Source organism: Pseudomonas sp. LBUM1666, assembly GCF_059695775.1.
Genome location: NZ_CP166789.1, coordinates 3,846,283 through 3,861,968 on the forward strand (window position 1 = coordinate 3,846,283; position 15,686 = coordinate 3,861,968).

Annotated in this window: 20 protein-coding genes and 1 pseudogene; 5 read left to right on the top strand and 16 right to left on the bottom strand. The window is 53.8% G+C overall.

What is annotated here, in order from left to right; translation table 11 throughout:
* Nucleotides 1–73 precede the first annotated feature (73 nt).
* Nucleotides 74–1,102 (bottom strand): GlxA family transcriptional regulator, encoded by a 1,029-nt coding sequence (locus tag ACA056_RS17595; protein WP_497266497.1) that lies wholly within the window; start codon nucleotides 1,100–1,102, stop codon nucleotides 74–76.
* A gap of 235 nt (nucleotides 1,103–1,337) precedes the next feature.
* Between ACA056_RS17595 and ACA056_RS17600 the strand changes: the two genes are divergently transcribed.
* The 4 genes and pseudogenes from ACA056_RS17600 (at nucleotide 1,338) to ACA056_RS17615 (ending at nucleotide 3,572) form a co-directional block, all read left to right on the top strand.
* Nucleotides 1,338–2,228 (top strand): MBL fold metallo-hydrolase, encoded by an 891-nt coding sequence (locus tag ACA056_RS17600; protein ID WP_497266499.1) that lies wholly within the window; start codon nucleotides 1,338–1,340, stop codon nucleotides 2,226–2,228.
* 166 nt (nucleotides 2,229–2,394) lie between these two features.
* Complete coding sequence (locus ACA056_RS17605) at nucleotides 2,395–2,940, top strand: cysteine hydrolase family protein (RefSeq protein ID WP_415767597.1); 546 nt, start codon at nucleotides 2,395–2,397, stop codon at nucleotides 2,938–2,940.
* A gap of 291 nt (nucleotides 2,941–3,231) precedes the next feature.
* A pseudogene (locus tag ACA056_RS17610) lies at nucleotides 3,232–3,369 on the top strand (EamA family transporter); the annotation flags it as partial.
* Entirely contained in the window at nucleotides 3,369–3,572 is a 204-nt protein-coding gene (locus tag ACA056_RS17615) for an AbrB/MazE/SpoVT family DNA-binding domain-containing protein (RefSeq protein WP_497266501.1), read from the top strand. The pseudogene ACA056_RS17610 and the gene ACA056_RS17615, both read left to right, overlap by 1 nt.
* Before the next feature lie 130 nt (nucleotides 3,573–3,702).
* Here ACA056_RS17615 and ACA056_RS17620 read toward each other — a convergent pair whose 3' ends face one another.
* The 5 genes from ACA056_RS17620 to namA all read right to left on the bottom strand — a co-directional run bounded on the left by ACA056_RS17620 (nucleotide 3,703) and on the right by namA (nucleotide 7,288).
* Nucleotides 3,703–3,900: an AbrB/MazE/SpoVT family DNA-binding domain-containing protein gene (locus ACA056_RS17620; protein WP_497273558.1), complete on the bottom strand. Its 198-nt coding sequence runs from the start codon at nucleotides 3,898–3,900 to the stop codon at nucleotides 3,703–3,705.
* A gap of 122 nt (nucleotides 3,901–4,022) precedes the next feature.
* Nucleotides 4,023–4,406, bottom strand: coding sequence for a nuclear transport factor 2 family protein (locus ACA056_RS17625; protein ID WP_497273559.1), 384 nt, complete (start codon nucleotides 4,404–4,406; stop codon nucleotides 4,023–4,025).
* Nucleotides 4,407–4,692: 286 nt separating this feature from the next.
* Nucleotides 4,693–5,712 carry an alpha/beta hydrolase gene (locus ACA056_RS17630; RefSeq protein ID WP_497266503.1) on the bottom strand — a complete coding sequence of 340 codons (1,020 nt, stop codon included), beginning with the start codon at nucleotides 5,710–5,712 and terminating at the stop codon, nucleotides 4,693–4,695.
* Nucleotides 5,713–5,803: 91 nt separating this feature from the next.
* On the bottom strand, nucleotides 5,804–6,187 hold the full coding sequence (locus ACA056_RS17635) for a nuclear transport factor 2 family protein (protein WP_415767584.1): 384 nt from the start codon (nucleotides 6,185–6,187) through the stop codon (nucleotides 5,804–5,806).
* Between the two features lie 60 nt (nucleotides 6,188–6,247).
* Nucleotides 6,248–7,288 (bottom strand): NADPH dehydrogenase NamA, encoded by a 1,041-nt coding sequence (namA, locus tag ACA056_RS17640; RefSeq protein WP_463970098.1) that lies wholly within the window; start codon nucleotides 7,286–7,288, stop codon nucleotides 6,248–6,250.
* Between the two features lie 112 nt (nucleotides 7,289–7,400).
* Here namA and ACA056_RS17645 point away from each other — a divergent pair, with 112 nt between their 5' ends.
* Nucleotides 7,401–7,796 (top strand): winged helix-turn-helix transcriptional regulator, encoded by a 396-nt coding sequence (locus ACA056_RS17645; protein WP_140678032.1) that lies wholly within the window; start codon nucleotides 7,401–7,403, stop codon nucleotides 7,794–7,796.
* Between the two features lie 462 nt (nucleotides 7,797–8,258).
* On the opposite strand, the gene ACA056_RS17650 is transcribed toward ACA056_RS17645, so the two are convergent.
* From ACA056_RS17650 to ACA056_RS17695, 10 genes are all read right to left on the bottom strand, one after another.
* Nucleotides 8,259–8,699 carry an SRPBCC family protein gene (locus tag ACA056_RS17650; protein ID WP_497266506.1) on the bottom strand — a complete coding sequence of 147 codons (441 nt, stop codon included), beginning with the start codon at nucleotides 8,697–8,699 and terminating at the stop codon, nucleotides 8,259–8,261.
* Between the two features lie 49 nt (nucleotides 8,700–8,748).
* Entirely contained in the window at nucleotides 8,749–9,378 is a 630-nt protein-coding gene (locus ACA056_RS17655; RefSeq protein ID WP_497266508.1) for a Rossmann-fold NAD(P)-binding domain-containing protein, read from the bottom strand.
* On the bottom strand, nucleotides 9,375–10,043 hold the full coding sequence (locus ACA056_RS17660) for an SDR family oxidoreductase (RefSeq protein ID WP_497266509.1): 669 nt from the start codon (nucleotides 10,041–10,043) through the stop codon (nucleotides 9,375–9,377). Before ACA056_RS17660 ends, ACA056_RS17655 begins: the two co-directional genes overlap by 4 nt.
* A 69-nt stretch (nucleotides 10,044–10,112) precedes the next feature.
* Nucleotides 10,113–10,499, bottom strand: coding sequence for a nuclear transport factor 2 family protein (locus ACA056_RS17665; RefSeq protein ID WP_497266511.1), 387 nt, complete (start codon nucleotides 10,497–10,499; stop codon nucleotides 10,113–10,115).
* A gap of 59 nt (nucleotides 10,500–10,558) precedes the next feature.
* Nucleotides 10,559–10,939, bottom strand: a complete 381-nt coding sequence (locus ACA056_RS17670; RefSeq protein ID WP_497266513.1) for a nuclear transport factor 2 family protein — start codon at nucleotides 10,937–10,939, stop codon at nucleotides 10,559–10,561.
* A gap of 69 nt (nucleotides 10,940–11,008) precedes the next feature.
* Nucleotides 11,009–11,752: an SDR family oxidoreductase gene (locus ACA056_RS17675; RefSeq protein WP_497266515.1), complete on the bottom strand. Its 744-nt coding sequence runs from the start codon at nucleotides 11,750–11,752 to the stop codon at nucleotides 11,009–11,011.
* Nucleotides 11,753–11,828: 76 nt separating this feature from the next.
* Nucleotides 11,829–12,938: an alkene reductase gene (locus tag ACA056_RS17680; RefSeq protein WP_497266517.1), complete on the bottom strand. Its 1,110-nt coding sequence runs from the start codon at nucleotides 12,936–12,938 to the stop codon at nucleotides 11,829–11,831.
* 58 nt (nucleotides 12,939–12,996) lie between these two features.
* Nucleotides 12,997–13,578 carry a TetR/AcrR family transcriptional regulator gene (locus tag ACA056_RS17685; protein ID WP_497266519.1) on the bottom strand — a complete coding sequence of 194 codons (582 nt, stop codon included), beginning with the start codon at nucleotides 13,576–13,578 and terminating at the stop codon, nucleotides 12,997–12,999.
* 106 nt (nucleotides 13,579–13,684) lie between these two features.
* A complete protein-coding gene (locus ACA056_RS17690) occupies nucleotides 13,685–14,944 on the bottom strand; it encodes a cation:dicarboxylate symporter family transporter (protein ID WP_497266521.1) in 1,260 nt (419 codons plus the stop codon).
* A 113-nt stretch (nucleotides 14,945–15,057) separates the two neighbouring features.
* A complete protein-coding gene (locus ACA056_RS17695; RefSeq protein ID WP_046054868.1) occupies nucleotides 15,058–15,483 on the bottom strand; it encodes a VOC family protein in 426 nt (141 codons plus the stop codon).
* Nucleotides 15,484–15,686 lie beyond the last annotated feature (203 nt).

Consider the following 15,686-nt stretch of genomic DNA (forward strand, 5'->3'; position numbering starts at 1 on the left):
CGCGCTGGTTACATCCGCTTCAGGCGCTGCTCGCTGTCGTTAGGAATCTTGCTGCCTGAGCTAAGAGGCATAATTAAAACTTTAGCTGGGAAGGGGTGGATGGCTCGGCAATGTGCTCACTGCCGCCCGCCTTCGGGCCTGGCCTCATTTCACGGAAAAACATTCGCCGATACTCAGAAGGCGATGTGCCGAGGTGAACGCCGAACTGTTGTCTCAACGACAAAGGCGTTCCGAAACCCGCCTCACCGGCGACACACTCGATAGGTAGGTCGGTCGTTTCGAGCAGCTGTTGTGCTCTGGCGACTCGCTCAGCATTCAACCATTTAGAGACGGTACTGCCAGTGGCCTCCCTAAAGCGACGAGTAAACGTGCGCCTACTCATTTTCGCCATGTCTGCCAGGACGTCGAGCGATAGATCACTGGCTAGGTTCATTCGGGCCCACGCCAGTACATCAGAAAAATGAGTCTCGCTGGATAGCTGCGGCACAGGATGTTCTACGTATTGAGCTTGGCCTCCTTGCCTATGCGGCGGCGTCACCAGCATCTTCGCGGTGCGATTCGCCACATCAGCACCGAGCCGCTGGCGTATCAGATGCAGGCAACAATCGATTGCCGCCACGGTTCCCGCAGAGGTCATGATGTTGCCATCACTGACATAGAGCACCTCGGGCCTGAAACGAACTTCAGGGAAGCGTCGCGCAAACTCGTCTCTGACTGCCCAGTGAGTGGTTGCTTCTTTGCCATCAAGCAGCCCGGCATCTCCGAGCACGAATGCTCCCAAACATAACCCGACTATGAGCTTTCCTTGGACATTAGCGAGCCGTAAGGCTTTCACAAGCTGTGCAGATGCAGCGACCGATTGATCGCCCCACGCTGGAATGACAATTACATCAGATGCCTCCATCAGTTCCAGGCCATGAGTGACCTCTAAGCCGATGCCTTGGTCGCTACTCACCATACCCGGCGACTCTGCGCAGTAGCTGACCTCGTATTGAGGTTCACCAGGTGCGGATTGAACTGTCCCCAGCACCACTCCTGGCACAGAAAGATGGAACAGGCTTACGCCGTCAAAAGCTAGAACAGCTACACGTATGGATTGCATCAGGCAGCCTCGGATTTGCCGTGTACTTGCTATCGAACGCACACAGGAATTATGAGCGACCGTTCACAGAGATGTATTTTCACGGATGGAAGAGTACATCGCCCCCTCATCTCACATTTCCGGACGACGCGCATCACTTGGCCCGATTATATCGAAATGTGTCATTCAGGCCACTGTCAGGCTTCAAAGCATTCGGCAAGAATGGTGTCCTCGATGTATCAACAGGATTAATTTCATGAATCTTAGAACTCTTCCTCTTGCCCTCAGCATTGCTTGCGCTGCGGCCACCACAACGGCATTTGCGGACTCAAACGTCCCCAAGGCGCCGGACGCATCCCATAAAGTGGACTTGCAGCAAGTTCGTAACGCAACGGTGAAAATCTCCTACGGCGGTACGACCTTCCTGATCGACCCGATGCTGGCAAAAAAGGGAACCTACCCAGGGTTTGAAAATACCTACCGAAGCAACCTCCGCAATCCCCTGGTTGATCTAACCGAGTCGCCCACCGAAGTTATCTCAGGTGTCGACGCAGTCATCGTCACTCACACGCATCTTGACCACTGGGACGATGCCGCACAAAAAGCGCTGCCTAAAGACATCCCTCTGTTCACTCAGCATGAAGAAGATGCGCAGCTGATTCGTTCCCAAGGTTTCAAGAATGTACGCGTACTGACTGATGAAGCTGAATTCGGCGGCGTAAAAATCACCAAGACTGGTGGTCAGCATGGCACCGACGAAATGTATGCCGTACCAGCTCTTGCGAAACCTCTGGGCGAAGCAATGGGCGTCGTTTTTCAAGCACCAGGCTACAAGACCCTCTACCTCGCCGGTGACACCATCTGGCGTAAAGAGGTCGACCAGGCCATCGAGAAATATCACCCCGAGGTCATCGTACTCAATGCAGGGAAAGCAAAAATGACGGGGTATGAGGGTGCGATCATCATGGGTGAGGAGGATGTACTGCGCGCTTCACAGGCCGCGAAAAACGCGAAAATTGTCGCCGTGCACATGGATGCAATCAACCATATGTCCCTGACCCGCGAGGAATTGCGCACCTACGTCAAAAAGCAGGGTATCGAGAGTCGCGTAGACATACCGGAAGACGGCTCTTCGTTGGAGTTTTGATTTAAAGCACCGGGAGCCGCTGTTGAAGGCGGCTCGTGATCACCTATTAGCGACTGGGTTCTCACGAAGAGAAGTGGTTTATTCAACGGCCCGCTTTTACGCAGTCTGTGAGAGGCAGATCAGCCTTCACGGAAAAAACAAATTAGTGACTTAATTGGAGATCGTTATGAAACGAGGCCTTGTAGTAGTTGATCTGCAAAACGAATACCTGCCGACTGGCAAATTGCCTTTATCTGGGGTCGAAGCAGCTGTGGCGAATGCTAGCCGAGTGATTAGTCGCGCGCGAGATACAGGCATTCCAGTTTTTCATATACGACATGAATCCGATAATGAGGGTGCCACGATATTTATCAAGGGATCTAGCGGAGCGGAAATTCAGACCGCTGTAGCTCCTGTTGGTCAAGAACCCGTGATCGTTAAAAAGCACATCAACGCCTTCAGAGACACTGATCTCAAGAAGCAGCTAGATGCTTTCGATGTCCAGGATGTCGTGGTGGTGGGTGCGATGAGCCACATGTGCATCGACGCTGTAGTGCGTGCTGCGGCGGACATGGGTTATCCGGTTACTGTGCTGCATGATGCCTGCGCCACCCTGGATCTCACATTTCGCGGCGTGAACGTGCCTGCCGCTCAAGCGCATGCGGCGATGATGGCAGCATTTGAGTTCGGCTACGCCACCGTTAAATCTGTGGACGAGTACCTCTCGGCTTAAACGCGTAACGGTTCAGTTTTTCGGAGCCCGTGCGGGCTCCTTCTAGTTTCTAGTCATGATCGGGCGAGCTACACGAAAGCGGTTTGCCCCCCGCCTTTACATGACTCGGGTAAATGACGCAGGCGTGCACGTACGGCTCACGTGAAGTCCTCTAATCCTAGGCAGCTGTCAGTTGTTTTCCGACGGCTTCAAGATTCAGTCACGATTTTTTATCGCGTAGGCTCTCCTGTGGTGAAAATAATTACAAACGCTAATCGAGACCGTACCAGCCGATCACGCTGGGTACTCCAAGTGATCTTGTGCCTAGTAGCTTTCGCGGCAAATTCAATTTTTTGCCATCAGGCGTTGATGGAGGGGCAAATCGATCCCGAGTCATTTACGGCGATTCGATTGCTCAGCGGTGGACTTTTTCTGTTGCTGCTAACCAGATGGGGGACGGTGCAATTCGAATTCCAGATGAAGCGCTGCAGGAGCTGGAGCTTGATGTTGGCGACTTGCTGTATTTGATAGAGGAATTTGTCGGCAACTCGCACTGCCTAGTCCTATCAAAAAAGCCTCAAATCGCGGATCGAATGGACGAACTCACTGGGGCCTGGGATAGCGGACAGCCTGGAAACGCCGAGGTGAAATAAAGCAGTCACTCTAAGAGCCGGGCCTTAGGCTCCAAAACGCGACAACAACCCGTCTCAGAAGCCGGCTAGGAATGAAGCGCGAAACAAACCTTAGCAAGCCTTTCTCCTTGTAAAACGCTATCGACAAGCATTATTCCTTCAGCGCAAAAACTGCGCTCATGTCATCAATGCTCACGATAAACTTCGGCTTGCGAATCATCCCCTTCAGTCGTTCAACGGGATACGTTGCTGCCACGATGGCGAACTGACCATTCTCCAGGTCGACGAATTCGATTTCATCTACTGTTCGCAGGCCAAGAGTAGCCCGTACCTGAACAGGGATGGTGATTTGGCCTTTAGAGTTTTAATGATTCATTCTTTCGATGGTTGGACAGCCTTCGATTGACAGCAGTTCGCCAATGAGAAAGCCCCAATCAATTGATTCGGGGCTAGTACTGTTCAGTTGGCTAATTAAGGCGCTACATGCGTGTGGAAAATCTTGCTAACCACAGTCCACTTGCCTTCGACTTTCAGCAAATGGAAGAAGTCGGTGAAGGAGATCCCTGACATGTCGTTAGCGTCGATGCGAGCGCTAGCCGCAGTACCGACGATCTCGATACGAACGATAGCGGCCTGTGCGTCAGGAGATGGTCGGAAATCCTTGTCGATCCCATCAAACAGGATTGGAATCGCACCGCCTGCCAGCTTGCCATCGGCCCCGACGCTGTACATCGTCGCATGTTCGTTGAAAGCGGGCTTCATGATACTGCTCTTGGCCTGCTTGCAGCCCTCAATGTACTTGTTAAGCACCTCGGTGATAGCTTGGTATTCTTCTACGTACGTAGGTTTGCTCATTGTTTCACTACTGATAATTTGTTGGTCGCTCGGTAGGTTTTCTGCTTGAGCAATCGCGCCCAAGCTCGAAATTACTGCCACAAAAAACAAATTTTTTATAAAAGTAATTTTCATTTAGTCGCTCTTAATAAGTTTGGAAATTACTGATTTATACTCAACTGCAAAAAGCACAGCAGACGTTCCGAAAACTTCGGTGCTGCTGTAGCATCGCAATGAAATGAACGATGTGTTTTCAACAATCAATCCCGCAGTTTCACCGTGACCTGCGGGTTCTTTGTTCTTGAAATTACTTGTTCAGGCTGGTCTTGAGTTCTTGAGATGCCTGCGCGATCGCGCTGCGGGGCGCCGGCAGATGGCTGAACGCGTTCGACAGCCCAAAATCGTGAATCATTCCGTTGTAGCGCACCGACTTCACATGTACACCTGTAGCGTCGAGCTTTCGGCCGTAGGCTTCAGCTTCATCGCGCAGGACATCGAATTCGGCGGTCTGGATCAGGGTCGGCGGCAAGCCCTTCAACTGCTCAGCCGTCGCCTGCAGCGGTGAAGCGTAAATCTGCTTACGTGCTTCGGCGTCGGGCGTGTAATTGTCCCAGAACCACACCATCAAGTCCTTCGTCAGGAAGTAACCGTTGGCAAACTCCTTGTAGGACGGCGTGTCGAAGTTCGCATCCGTCACCGGACAAAGCAACACTTGCGAGCGCAGTGCTGGTTCACCCTTCTCGTTCGCCATCAAGGCAACCACGGCCGCGATGTTCCCGCCTGCGCTGTTGCCAGCTACGGCGAGGCGCTTGCCGTCTACCTTGACCTCTTTGCCATGCTCGGCCACCCATTTTGTCGCTGCATAGGCTTGCTGGATGGCGACGCCGTATCCCGCCTCAGGCGAGAGGGTGTAGTTGACGAAGACCGCCACCGCACCCGAGCCTACCACCAGGTCACGCACCAGCCGTTCGTGGGTCGGGAAGTCTCCCAAGACCCAGCCGCCTCCGTGGAAGTACATGAACGCAGGTAGCGTCTTCTGTTCGCTGCCGACCGGGCGAACGATGGTCAGCTTCAGGTCGCTGCCATTGACACTGATTGTCTTCTCGCTGACGTCAGCTGCCGGCAAGGCCACTTGCGGGGCAGCCTGGGCAGCCACCAGCGCAGCGCGGGCATCGACCGGCATCATGGAATCCAGCGTCTTGCCGCCTTCGAGGGATTTTAAGAATTCTGCCGTGTTGTGTTCAACGCTCCGCTGGTCGGCTGCAAGTGCATCACCAGGCGACAGAGTCACGACGGAAAGGGCGAAAGCGGAGGTGATGGTTTTCATGATCTTTCCTTTGTATTGCTTGGGTGTGTGCATTATTAAATTAGGCGTGCTGCGAAGCCTCATCTGCCCCCTTCTCAAGGATGGCAGAGGTTCAAGGGGCGACGTGGGTGTGGAAGATCTTGCTGATTACCGTCCACTGACCATCGACTTTTAGAAGATGGAAGAAGTCGGTGAAGGAAATGCCAGACATGTCGTTAGCGTCGATGCGAGCGCTAGCCGCTGTACCGACGATCTCGATGCGGACGATGGCTGCCGGTGCGTCAGGAGATGGGCGGAAACCCTTGTCAATCCCTTCGAACAGAATTGGAATCGCGCCGCCTGCCAGCTTACCTTCGCCATCGACGCTAAACATCGTTGCTTGCTCACTGAAAGCCGGCTTCATGACGCTACTTTTGGCCTGCTTGCATCCCTCAATGTACTTGTTCAGTACCTCGGTAATAGCTTGGTACTCTTGTACGTAAGTAGGTTTGCTCATGGTTTTACTCCTGCTTCGTTGGATTGCATTGATTACTGATTTGATTAATGCAGAAAAGCTTCAGGCTTTGGTATCAAGCCAGACAGATCCATAACGTGTGTAGGCCTCAGGAATCTCTATGACCTCCCTCAGATCATCTGCTGCGGTGCGCACCCAGAATGGATCTCGCAGCATTTGGCGACCCACGAACACCAGATCAGCTCGGCCGTTTTGCAAAATTTCTTCAGCCTGACGCCCACTCTGAATCACACCCACAGCACCAGTAGCAATATGCAGCTCCTTACGCAGTAATTCGGCGGCAGGTACTTGGTAACCCGGGTAGGTCTGCACCTTGACCATCTTGATTCCGCCGGAGCTGCAGTCGATCAGGTCAACACCCTGCTCTTTCATCCAGCGACCATATTCAAGGAACGACTCAGGCGTGTTTCCGCCATCGGCGTAATCAGAACTGGATATCCGTACGAACAGAGGACGATCACCCCAATGATTTTTTACCTCCTCCAACACCTCGCGCAGGAAGCGATAGCGACGCTTGGCATCACCGCCGTATTCGTCGTCGCGGGTGTTAGCCAGCGGCGAGAGAAACTCACTCAACAAGTAACCGTGCGCGGCATGGATCTCGAGTACATCGAATCCAGCGTCGCTGGCACGCCGTGCGGCATCGCCGTAAAGCTTAACCAAACCCGGAATTTCATCCGCCGCGAGTTCGCGAGGAACAGGGCTGGTTTCCGTGAACGGAATCGCCGATGGCGCGATGTGAATGAGATTGGGCAGGTCAGCATTGCGCCCCGCATGGCCGATCTGAGCGCCGGCTTTTGCACCAAAACTGTGAAGCAGTTCAGTTAGCGCTTTCAAGCCGACAACGTGTTCATCGCTCCAGATACCGAGGTCACCGGCTCCGATACGACCGTCAGCCTGAATAGCCAACGTTTCGGGAAAAATCAGCGCCGCCTGACCCAGAGCACGAGCTCCATAATGAACGCGGTGCCATTCAGTGACAAAGCCATCATCCGCTGCCATGTGCATGCACATAGGGGACATAACGACGCGGTTTTTCAGTTTAAGGCCTTTAATTTCATGGGGCGAAAGCAGCAAGCTCATCAAGCGGATTCCATAGTGGTTAATATGGAATCATGCTAACTTACGCAGCACTTGCGTGTAAGTACGCACAATTATGTGCTATAGGCACACTTTTTATACCGTGGTGATAACAGTGAAAAAATGTAACCCTCAGGATGAAATTGAGGCCTTCGCTTGTCCCGTCGCGTTTACTGTCGATGTCATTGGTGGAAAATGGAAATCGCTCATACTGTTTCACCTGATGTCAGGAACGAAGCGCTTCAACGAACTGCGACGCCTAATACCAGATATCACTCAGAGGATGCTGACACTCCAGCTGAGAGAGCTGGAGGTTGATGGGATTATTCATCGCGAAATCTATCGCGAGGTGCCGCCAAAGGTGGAGTATTCGCTGACAGAATTAGGTAGCTCTCTCGCGCCTTTGGTGAGTGCCATGCGGGAATGGGGAGCTGTGCATGAGCGTAAAATTTTGGAACTCAGGCGCTCTGCGGTGCCGGTAAGTTCGGTCGCCTCCTGTTCCAGCATTTGATCTCGCGCGAGCGTCGGGCCTTAGCGCAGCCTTAGCCTTGATACGCCCTGGCGTGATCGGCGACCATCGCAACGAATTCCGTCTCGCCAAGCGATTGCTGGTGGCAATCTTGGGCTCGAAGGGCCTCTGCTGCCCAAGCGATGGCGGCTTAACCCGGCGCCCAACATACACAGGCGTTGCTTTATGTGACCCTAACGCCCCAGCCCGGTGTGCATATCCTGCCAGCCGAGCGAGTGGTCTGAGTTTTTAATCCTTGTACTGACGTCACGCAGGCTACGGCCCGCCAGAGTTCCAGCAATGCACTCGGTTAAATAAAACACCCTGATCGAAACCCGGGTGTTCAGCGATGGCCGCAGTAAGTCAACTTAGCTGAATGTCATCAGCTTCCAAGGGCCCTTTTGCATTCAAGTTTAGAATGCTTGCCTAGCCACCAAGACTGGACGTGTCAATTCCTTTAAATCTTTAATGCCGGATTAGAAACAACTGAAGACTATTGTGGCCATCCACTATCAGTCCTCGTATGAGTTCCTGGTAGTGGTATGCTGTATTCAAATCTTGCAGGTCAAAGCTTGCAGACCAATTGATGAACGTCTTGGACTGTCCCGTAAGTGAGACCAATTTCACAGTGGCGAGATAGTTATCTAATGGTAACGGGGACTCCTCGAAGCGATAGCACAACGTTAGATTGCGATCATCCACCGTTAACAAACGCTCCCTGACAACCGCGCCATCGGCCAGTGTGAGCTTGCGAACACAACCAACCAATCCGTCAGGCTGGTTATCCTCAATACTGCTTTCGACTATAGAGGGATGCCATTTATGAATCTCTCCAAATTTTTTCAACACGCTCCAGGCGTGTCCTGTATCGCTGTCCAAGACAGCGGAAAACTCAACCATCGGCATTGTGTATCTCCCTTCAAATGATCTATTTGTGAAAACAGCTAACTCCGGCTCAAATGCAGCACTCGGAGGTGATTATGTGAACACCCGGTCTGTGCTCAAGGGCTGATTCGAGCAACACCTGGGCGATTCGCGACGCGGGGTTAAGTTGCCAGCGAACGGGTAACAATCTCCCCACCAGGCCCAGTACCACTACCAGTGCTCGCTCACCCAACCGCAGTTCGTCGCGCGTCCCACTGATGACGCCGGGCCTCACATAGGTGAGTGATTCAAAACCAAGCCTTGTAAGAGATGTCTCCAACTCGCCCTTTACCCGGTTGTAGAAAAAGCTCGAGTAAGGGTTCGCTCCGGTGGCCGAATTGAGAACGTATGCTGAGGTGCCATTCATCCTGGCCAAGCGCGCAACACCCAACGGGTACTCGTAATCAACAAGTCGAAAACTGTCTTTCGATCCAGCGCGCCGCATCGTCGTACCCAATGTGCAGATCACGGCATCCGCCCGCCACCAGTCGACTGTTTCCGGTAGATTGTCGAAGTCTGTTAGAGGCGCGTGTAACTTGGGATGCGCAGCAAGCGCACAGCGAGTCGGTGCAACCACCTGACTGATTCGTGGATCATCGAGCGCCTGTTTCAGTACCTCGCGCCCAACAAGACCGGTAGCGCCAACCAATACCAACTTCATTGCGAACAACGCCCACGATCAAGCCTGCGAACCGCGTCGGAGACTGGCGTGTCACCCTGAGTGAGCTCGATAATGACTCGGCTCACCTTGGGCTGGTCGATCAACTCGGCAGGAGTCGCTGCCACGTCATCTCTTGAAACTTCACCGTAGGGTATAGCGACATCAGCACGGATTTTGCCAGTGCCAGTGTCATTCAGAAGCGTTCCTGGGCGCACAATCACCCAGTCCAAATCCGTCGCCACTAGATGAGCATCTGCTCGTTTTTTCACGGCAATGTAATTTTCGAAACCTTCGGATAACCGGCTACCACGCAGCGCATCGGGGAAGGCCGAAACCAATATAAAACGCCTGACACCTGCTTGAATGGCTGCGGTCGCTGCCAACTCCAATGCTCGCCCATCAATCGCATTGGTCAGATCCATACCTGCACCGCCCGCGCCTGCAGTGAAGACCACGGCATCACTTCCCGACATAAGCTGCGCCATTTGCCCTGATGCAAGCTCCAACAAATTGCCCTCGATGGGCGTCGCCCCCAGAGCCGCGAGTTCACTTCCCTGCTCCGGGTTCCGATGCAGTGAGATAGCTTCGTGACCGCGTCCGACGAGTTGCTTAACCAATCGACGTCCCACTTTGCCAGCGGCGCCGATGATGAAAACCTTACTCATGATCCCTTCTCCATTTGACGATGAGCGAGCTCCTATCCCTGCATTGATTCAGCCGGGATCGATGAGCGCTCAACCTTCGAACTGGTGATAAACCTTGGCGATGATCTTCCAGGCGCCGTCGATCTTGATCAGGGTCAGGTAGTCGTTGTAGTCGGCACCGATCGCATCTTTTTCCATATCGACACGCACCACGGCTGTTGTGGGTGTGATCGCCAGTATGTCGAGGCGAGTCGTAATTTCTGGGGCGCTGCCGTTCTTCTGGACGAAATCAAACAGATTCTTGATCGGGCCGCCAAGCAGCTCACCATTTGTGAAACCGTACATCACGGCGTCTTTATGGAAAGCTTGCGCAACGCCTTCTGCGCTGCCCACACGCAGACCTTCAACGTACTGATTAGCGGTGGCGATGACATCGTTGTACTCAGCAGTCGAAACTGCCTTGATATTCTTTGACATGGTTCTCTCCTTTCAATAAGGGCGAGGTACAACAAACCTCGCCAGAGGCGCTCGAGTGTTCAAGCGCTCGGATGGGTGTGGTAAATCTTGCTGACGATCGTCCACCTGCCTTTTACCTTCAGCAGGTTGAAGAAGTCGGTGAAACGAAATCCCGAAACGTTGTCGGTATCGACGCGAGCACTGGCGGCAGTGCCCACGATGTCGATGCGAACGATCGCGGCCTTGGCTTCGGGAGATGGGCGGAAAGAGTTGTCGATCACGTCGTACAGATTCTGGATCGCACCGCCGACGAGCTTGTCGCCGTCGACCCCAAAAATGGTGGCTTGGTCGTTGAACGCGGGCTTCATCAATGTGCTGTCAGCCTTGGCACCACCTTCGTTGTACTGACTCAGAACGGCAACGATCGCGTTGTATTCCTGGACGTAAGTTGGATTGCTCATGATGTACTCCTGGTTGCATGTTGCCGGTGACCCTTTTGGTCAATCGGACACGAAAAACTCAACCGACAATTACCAATCCTGGCGAGTCGGCGAGATGATCAAATCGTTGACGGTGACGTTTTCCGGTTGGTTGAGCGCGTAAATCACTGCGCGGGCAATATCGTCAGGCGCAATGGCAATCCGGTTCAGCTCTTGGGCAGCCTTGCGCCCTTCAGGATCGCTGACCTTGTCCGCCCAGCCGGTGTTGATGACGCCGGGACTGACGGTGTTGACGCGGATGCCATGCTGTACGCCCAACTCCTTGCGCATGGACTCGGTCATGGCCTGGACGAAAAACTTGGTAGCGCTGTAAACACCCGCCGCCGGGCCGACCTGGTGACCTGCAACGGAGTCCATGTTGAGAATCTGCCCGGTCTTCTGTTCCAACATGAATGGCAGTACCGCAGCAGTAGCGTTGAGGTAGCCCTTGATGTTCACATCAATCATCTTTTCCCAATCTTCCACGGCCAGATCGACCCAGTTGGAAAAGAGCATCAGACCGGCGTTGTTGACCAAGATGTCCACAGCGCCGTAGGTGTCTTGTGCAAACTTCGCGAGAGCTTTGGTTTGATCCAGATGGGTAACGTCTGTGGTGAAAGCGACCACGTCGCTCCCGGCCTCACGTAGCTCGGCAACAAACGCTTCCAACCCGTTCTGATCGAGTGCTGCTGCCACGACGCGGACGCCCTGTGCGGCCAATGCGCGGGTGGTGGCAGCACCAATGCCGGAAGATGCGCCAGTGACGATGGCAACCTTGTTTTGCAGATAATTCATACTTGAGTACCTCTTGTGCGGCGAAATGCTTTCGCGACGGAGCCTCCCCACGCCGAGCTGACGCAAGGGGAACCTCTCAATAGTTGGAGTTGGCCGTTGGCCAATCGGTGTAGCCCTTGGCGCCTCCGCCGTAGTAACTCTCACGTGGCGCGATGGTCAGTTCGGCACCACGACGCAGGCGCTCTACAAGGTCTGGATTGGCAATGAACAAGCGACCAAACGCTACCGCGTCAATCCGGCCTTGCGCCCGACGCTCCAACGCCATATCCAGGTCATAGTTGTTGTTACCAATGAACGACCCTTCGAACTGCGCACTCAGCGCGTCCAGATCCACCCCTTCCGGAACGGTGCGAGAGGTGGCGGTTGCGCCTTCGACGAAGTGCAGATAGGCCAGGTTGAACCTGTTGAGCTGTTGAATCAGGTAACCGTAGGTCGCCATGACGTTGCTATCGGGAGGCGTGTTACCCGCATCAGGTGTCACTGGCGAAAGGCGGATGCCAACCCGGTCACTGCCCCAGATCGAAACTACAGCTTCGGTGACTTCAAGCGTCAATCGAGCCCGGTTCTCGATAGAACCGCCATAGCGGTCGGAGCGCTGATTGGTGGAGTCGCGCAGAAACTGGTCGAGCAGATAGCTGTTGGCAGAATGGACTTCCACACCATCAAAACCGGCTCGCTTGGCATTTTCTGCCGCATGCCTGTACTGCTCGATGATCCCCGGGATCTCTGAAGTCTCAAGCGCCCGAGGCATCGACACTTCGACCATGCCATTGTTGGTGTAAGTGCTGCCTTCGGCCTTGATTGCCGAGGGAGCCACCGGCGCCTCGCCGTTTGGCTGTAACTCGACGCTGGAAAAGCGGCCCACGTGCCATAGCTGGCTGACGATTTTGCCGCCCGCCGCGTGCACCGCGTCGGTGACTTTTTTCCAGCCTGCCACCTGTTCTTCCGACCAGATCCCCGGCGTCATCGCGTAACCGCGCCCTTGGGCGGAAATGTTCGTGGCCTCGGCGATGATCAAGCCCGCGCCTGCACGCTGGGCGTAATAGGTGGCGTGCAGTTCATTCGGCACACCCTCTTCTGCCATCCGGCTGCGTGTCACTGGGGCCATAACGATACGATTAGTCAGTTGCAAGGCGCCCATCTGCACGGGCGAGAAAAGATCGGTGTTATGACTGTTATCAATCATGCTGAATACCTCCTACTATTAGACCAGTCGTCTAGTAGGTCAGTTAAAAAAAACGCCCCTAGGCCAGCAGGCGTTTACTTGTGATCAGTGCGGTCTCAAAGGGAGCCGTGGTCTTCTTGACCTTGACCAACAGCGAGGCGCCAAGCCATAGCTGATACAGCGATTCGGCTAATGTCACCGCGTCCAGGGTCTGCGAGATGGAACCATCGGCCATGCCCTGCTCAACACAACGTGTGATCCGCTGGATGATCAGAGTGGTGCCTTCTTCCAGCACCGTGCGCATGTCTTCCGACAGGTCGCAGACCTCAGCGCCGAGTTTCACCACCAGGCATTTCTCCTCGGGATGATCGAACGCTTGCGTCTTTGCCCAGTAGTGCAAATAGCCCAGCAGCCGCTCGGCTCCGGTTCCTTCTGCGGCCATCACGATATCGACGCGCCCAATGTACTCCTGAAAATATTCTTCAAGCAGCGCCTGGCCGAATTCCTCTTTCGAACGGAAGTAGTGATAGAAAGACCCTTTGGGTACGCCAGCGGTTGTCAGCACTTCCGACAACCCCACGGCGGTGTAGCCCTTGTTGGTCATCAGCGACTTGGCCACGTCGATGATGTGCTGGCGCATATCTTGGATAGGTTTCTTCATAGGGAAGGCAGCCTACACAAAACTAGACCGGTCGTCTAGTGACTCTCGCCGGCACCTGATGAACTGAGCCGTTAGCGTTTCCTGTCGGACGCCTTCTCGCGGATTGCTATGCTTTTTGTGCTACCGGATTGACTCGTGAAGGCTCAAGGGCCGCCCTCTCCCACTTGGCGATTACCAACGGTGCGATGGCATTACCCAGCACGTTCAGCGTGGTGGTTCCGCTATCAATAATCCTGAAGATCCCCGCGATCAGTGCTACCCCTTCCAATGGAAGACCGGCAGAAGCCAATGTCGCAGACAGAATAATGATGGCAAATCCAGGTACCCCGGCAGCACCTTTGGAGGTCAGCACCATCGTGACCACCAGCAGAATCTGCTGAGACAGCGACAGGTCGATACCATAGAGTTGTGCGACAAAAATCGTAGCCACGCCAAGGAAAATCGACGCACCATCCAGATTGAACGCATACCCCACCGGCACCACAAAACTGACGATCCGACGCGGAACGCCATAGCTCTCCAGCTTGCTCATTAGCTGCGGCATAACCGCTGCCGACGCGGCACTCGAGAACGCAAGAATCAGCTCATTCCGGAAATATTTGATCAGCTTGAAAATGTTCTCGCCGATCAGATAGCAGATCCCCCCTAGCACCAGCAATGCAAAGACAATCAGTGCCAGGTAAACCACACCAATCAGCTTGAGCAAGGGCAATAGCGAGGCAAAGCCAAAGGTCGCAACAGTAGCGCCGATCATGCCAAATACACCTATCGGTGCGTACGCCATGACGATTGAGACGACTTTGAACATCGCATCGGAAATACCCTGAACCACCGCGACCACTGGCGCGCTTTTCTCTCTAGGTAGCGAGTTCAAGGCCATGCCGAACAACACCGCGAAGAACAGCACCGACAGCAGTTTCGCTTCCGACATCGCAACGAGGACGTTGTCCGGGACAATGTTCTGCACAATGACGAGGGCGCCCTTCGAAGGTTCCATCGTGATAGACGCAGCGCTATGCGTGATGCCCGAAATATCGGTTCCCATGCCAGGCTTGAAGATGTTTGCGAAACACAGCCCCATCACAATCGCCAGGCCGGTGATCGCAAAGAAATATCCCAGCGACTTCATGCCCATACGGCCAAATGACTTGTTATCTCCGCCTCCTGCGATGCCCAGGATCATGCAACAAAACACGATCGGAACAACTACCATCTTCATCATCTTGATGAAGATATCGCCAAGCGGTTTCAGGATTTCTGCACTGACCCACGATTGATACTGCGGATGCGTATTGAAGTACCAACCGACGAGCACGCCAAGCAACAGCCCGGCAATGATTTGCCACACCAAGGGAATACGTTTCATGTCTAGCCTTCTTGTTGGAATGAAAGGACTGCGTTAATTGGCAGTTGCTAGATTCATGAGCTTCCAGCTCACTTGAGTTCAAATGGCACAACGCTGTTGTGCCAACACTTTTCTTATTTTGCGAAGAGCTGGCTCATATCCTTGAACGCCTTGAATTCAAGGGCATTGCCACAAGGGTCAAACAAAAACATGGTGGCTTGCTCGCCGACCTGCCCTTTGAAACGAATGTAGGGTTCGATCACAAACTCTGTGCCGAAAGACTTCAAGCGCTCGGCCAGCGCCTCCCATTCTTCCCAGCCCAGGATGATCCCGAAGTGCGGAACAGGTACGTCGTGGCCGTCAACCGGGTTGCTATGGACGCTTTCCTGGGAAGCGGTTTTTGGGTGTTCGTGAATAACCAGTTGATGGCCATAAAAGTTGAAGTCGACCCACTGGTTGCTGGAACGACCTTCTTCCAGGCCGAACACTTCGCCGTAAAATGTGCGTGCGCCAGCAAGGTTGTAAACGGGGATTGCGAGGTGGAAAGGCGAGAGGCTCATCAGAACTCCAATACAGTTTTTTTGTTGGTGAAGGACGGAGCGTATGAATACTGGCCGTTGGTTTTTCGCGACGCTTCACGTTCCGCCGTCCCACCGACATCGGCTTATAGGTTCGGGCAGTTGCCGGGGGATAGGCACATCGTAGGGCGGCCAACCAAACAAAAAAATCAATATAATTTTCTTAGAAACACAATTAATATTTG

Coding starts and splice junctions, on each gene's coding strand:
- ACA056_RS17595 (WP_497266497.1), bottom strand. CDS start 1,102: ATGCAATCCATACGTGTAGCTGTTCTAGCTTTTGACGGCGTAAGCCTG.
- ACA056_RS17600 (WP_497266499.1), top strand. CDS start 1,338: ATGAATCTTAGAACTCTTCCTCTTGCCCTCAGCATTGCTTGCGCTGCG.
- ACA056_RS17605 (WP_415767597.1), top strand. CDS start 2,395: ATGAAACGAGGCCTTGTAGTAGTTGATCTGCAAAACGAATACCTGCCG.
- ACA056_RS17615 (WP_497266501.1), top strand. CDS start 3,369: ATGGGGGACGGTGCAATTCGAATTCCAGATGAAGCGCTGCAGGAGCTG.
- ACA056_RS17625 (WP_497273559.1), bottom strand. CDS start 4,406: ATGAGCAAACCTACGTACGTAGAAGAATACCAAGCTATCACCGAGGTG.
- ACA056_RS17630 (WP_497266503.1), bottom strand. CDS start 5,712: ATGAAAACCATCACCTCCGCTTTCGCCCTTTCCGTCGTGACTCTGTCG.
- ACA056_RS17635 (WP_415767584.1), bottom strand. CDS start 6,187: ATGAGCAAACCTACTTACGTACAAGAGTACCAAGCTATTACCGAGGTA.
- namA (WP_463970098.1), bottom strand. CDS start 7,288: ATGAGCTTGCTGCTTTCGCCCCATGAAATTAAAGGCCTTAAACTGAAA.
- ACA056_RS17650 (WP_497266506.1), bottom strand. CDS start 8,699: ATGCCGATGGTTGAGTTTTCCGCTGTCTTGGACAGCGATACAGGACAC.
- ACA056_RS17655 (WP_497266508.1), bottom strand. CDS start 9,378: ATGAAGTTGGTATTGGTTGGCGCTACCGGTCTTGTTGGGCGCGAGGTA.
- ACA056_RS17660 (WP_497266509.1), bottom strand. CDS start 10,043: ATGAGTAAGGTTTTCATCATCGGCGCCGCTGGCAAAGTGGGACGTCGA.
- ACA056_RS17665 (WP_497266511.1), bottom strand. CDS start 10,499: ATGTCAAAGAATATCAAGGCAGTTTCGACTGCTGAGTACAACGATGTC.
- ACA056_RS17670 (WP_497266513.1), bottom strand. CDS start 10,939: ATGAGCAATCCAACTTACGTCCAGGAATACAACGCGATCGTTGCCGTT.
- ACA056_RS17675 (WP_497266515.1), bottom strand. CDS start 11,752: ATGAATTATCTGCAAAACAAGGTTGCCATCGTCACTGGCGCATCTTCC.
- ACA056_RS17680 (WP_497266517.1), bottom strand. CDS start 12,938: ATGATTGATAACAGTCATAACACCGATCTTTTCTCGCCCGTGCAGATG.
- ACA056_RS17685 (WP_497266519.1), bottom strand. CDS start 13,578: ATGAAGAAACCTATCCAAGATATGCGCCAGCACATCATCGACGTGGCC.
- ACA056_RS17690 (WP_497266521.1), bottom strand. CDS start 14,944: ATGAAACGTATTCCCTTGGTGTGGCAAATCATTGCCGGGCTGTTGCTT.
- ACA056_RS17695 (WP_046054868.1), bottom strand. CDS start 15,483: ATGAGCCTCTCGCCTTTCCACCTCGCAATCCCCGTTTACAACCTTGCT.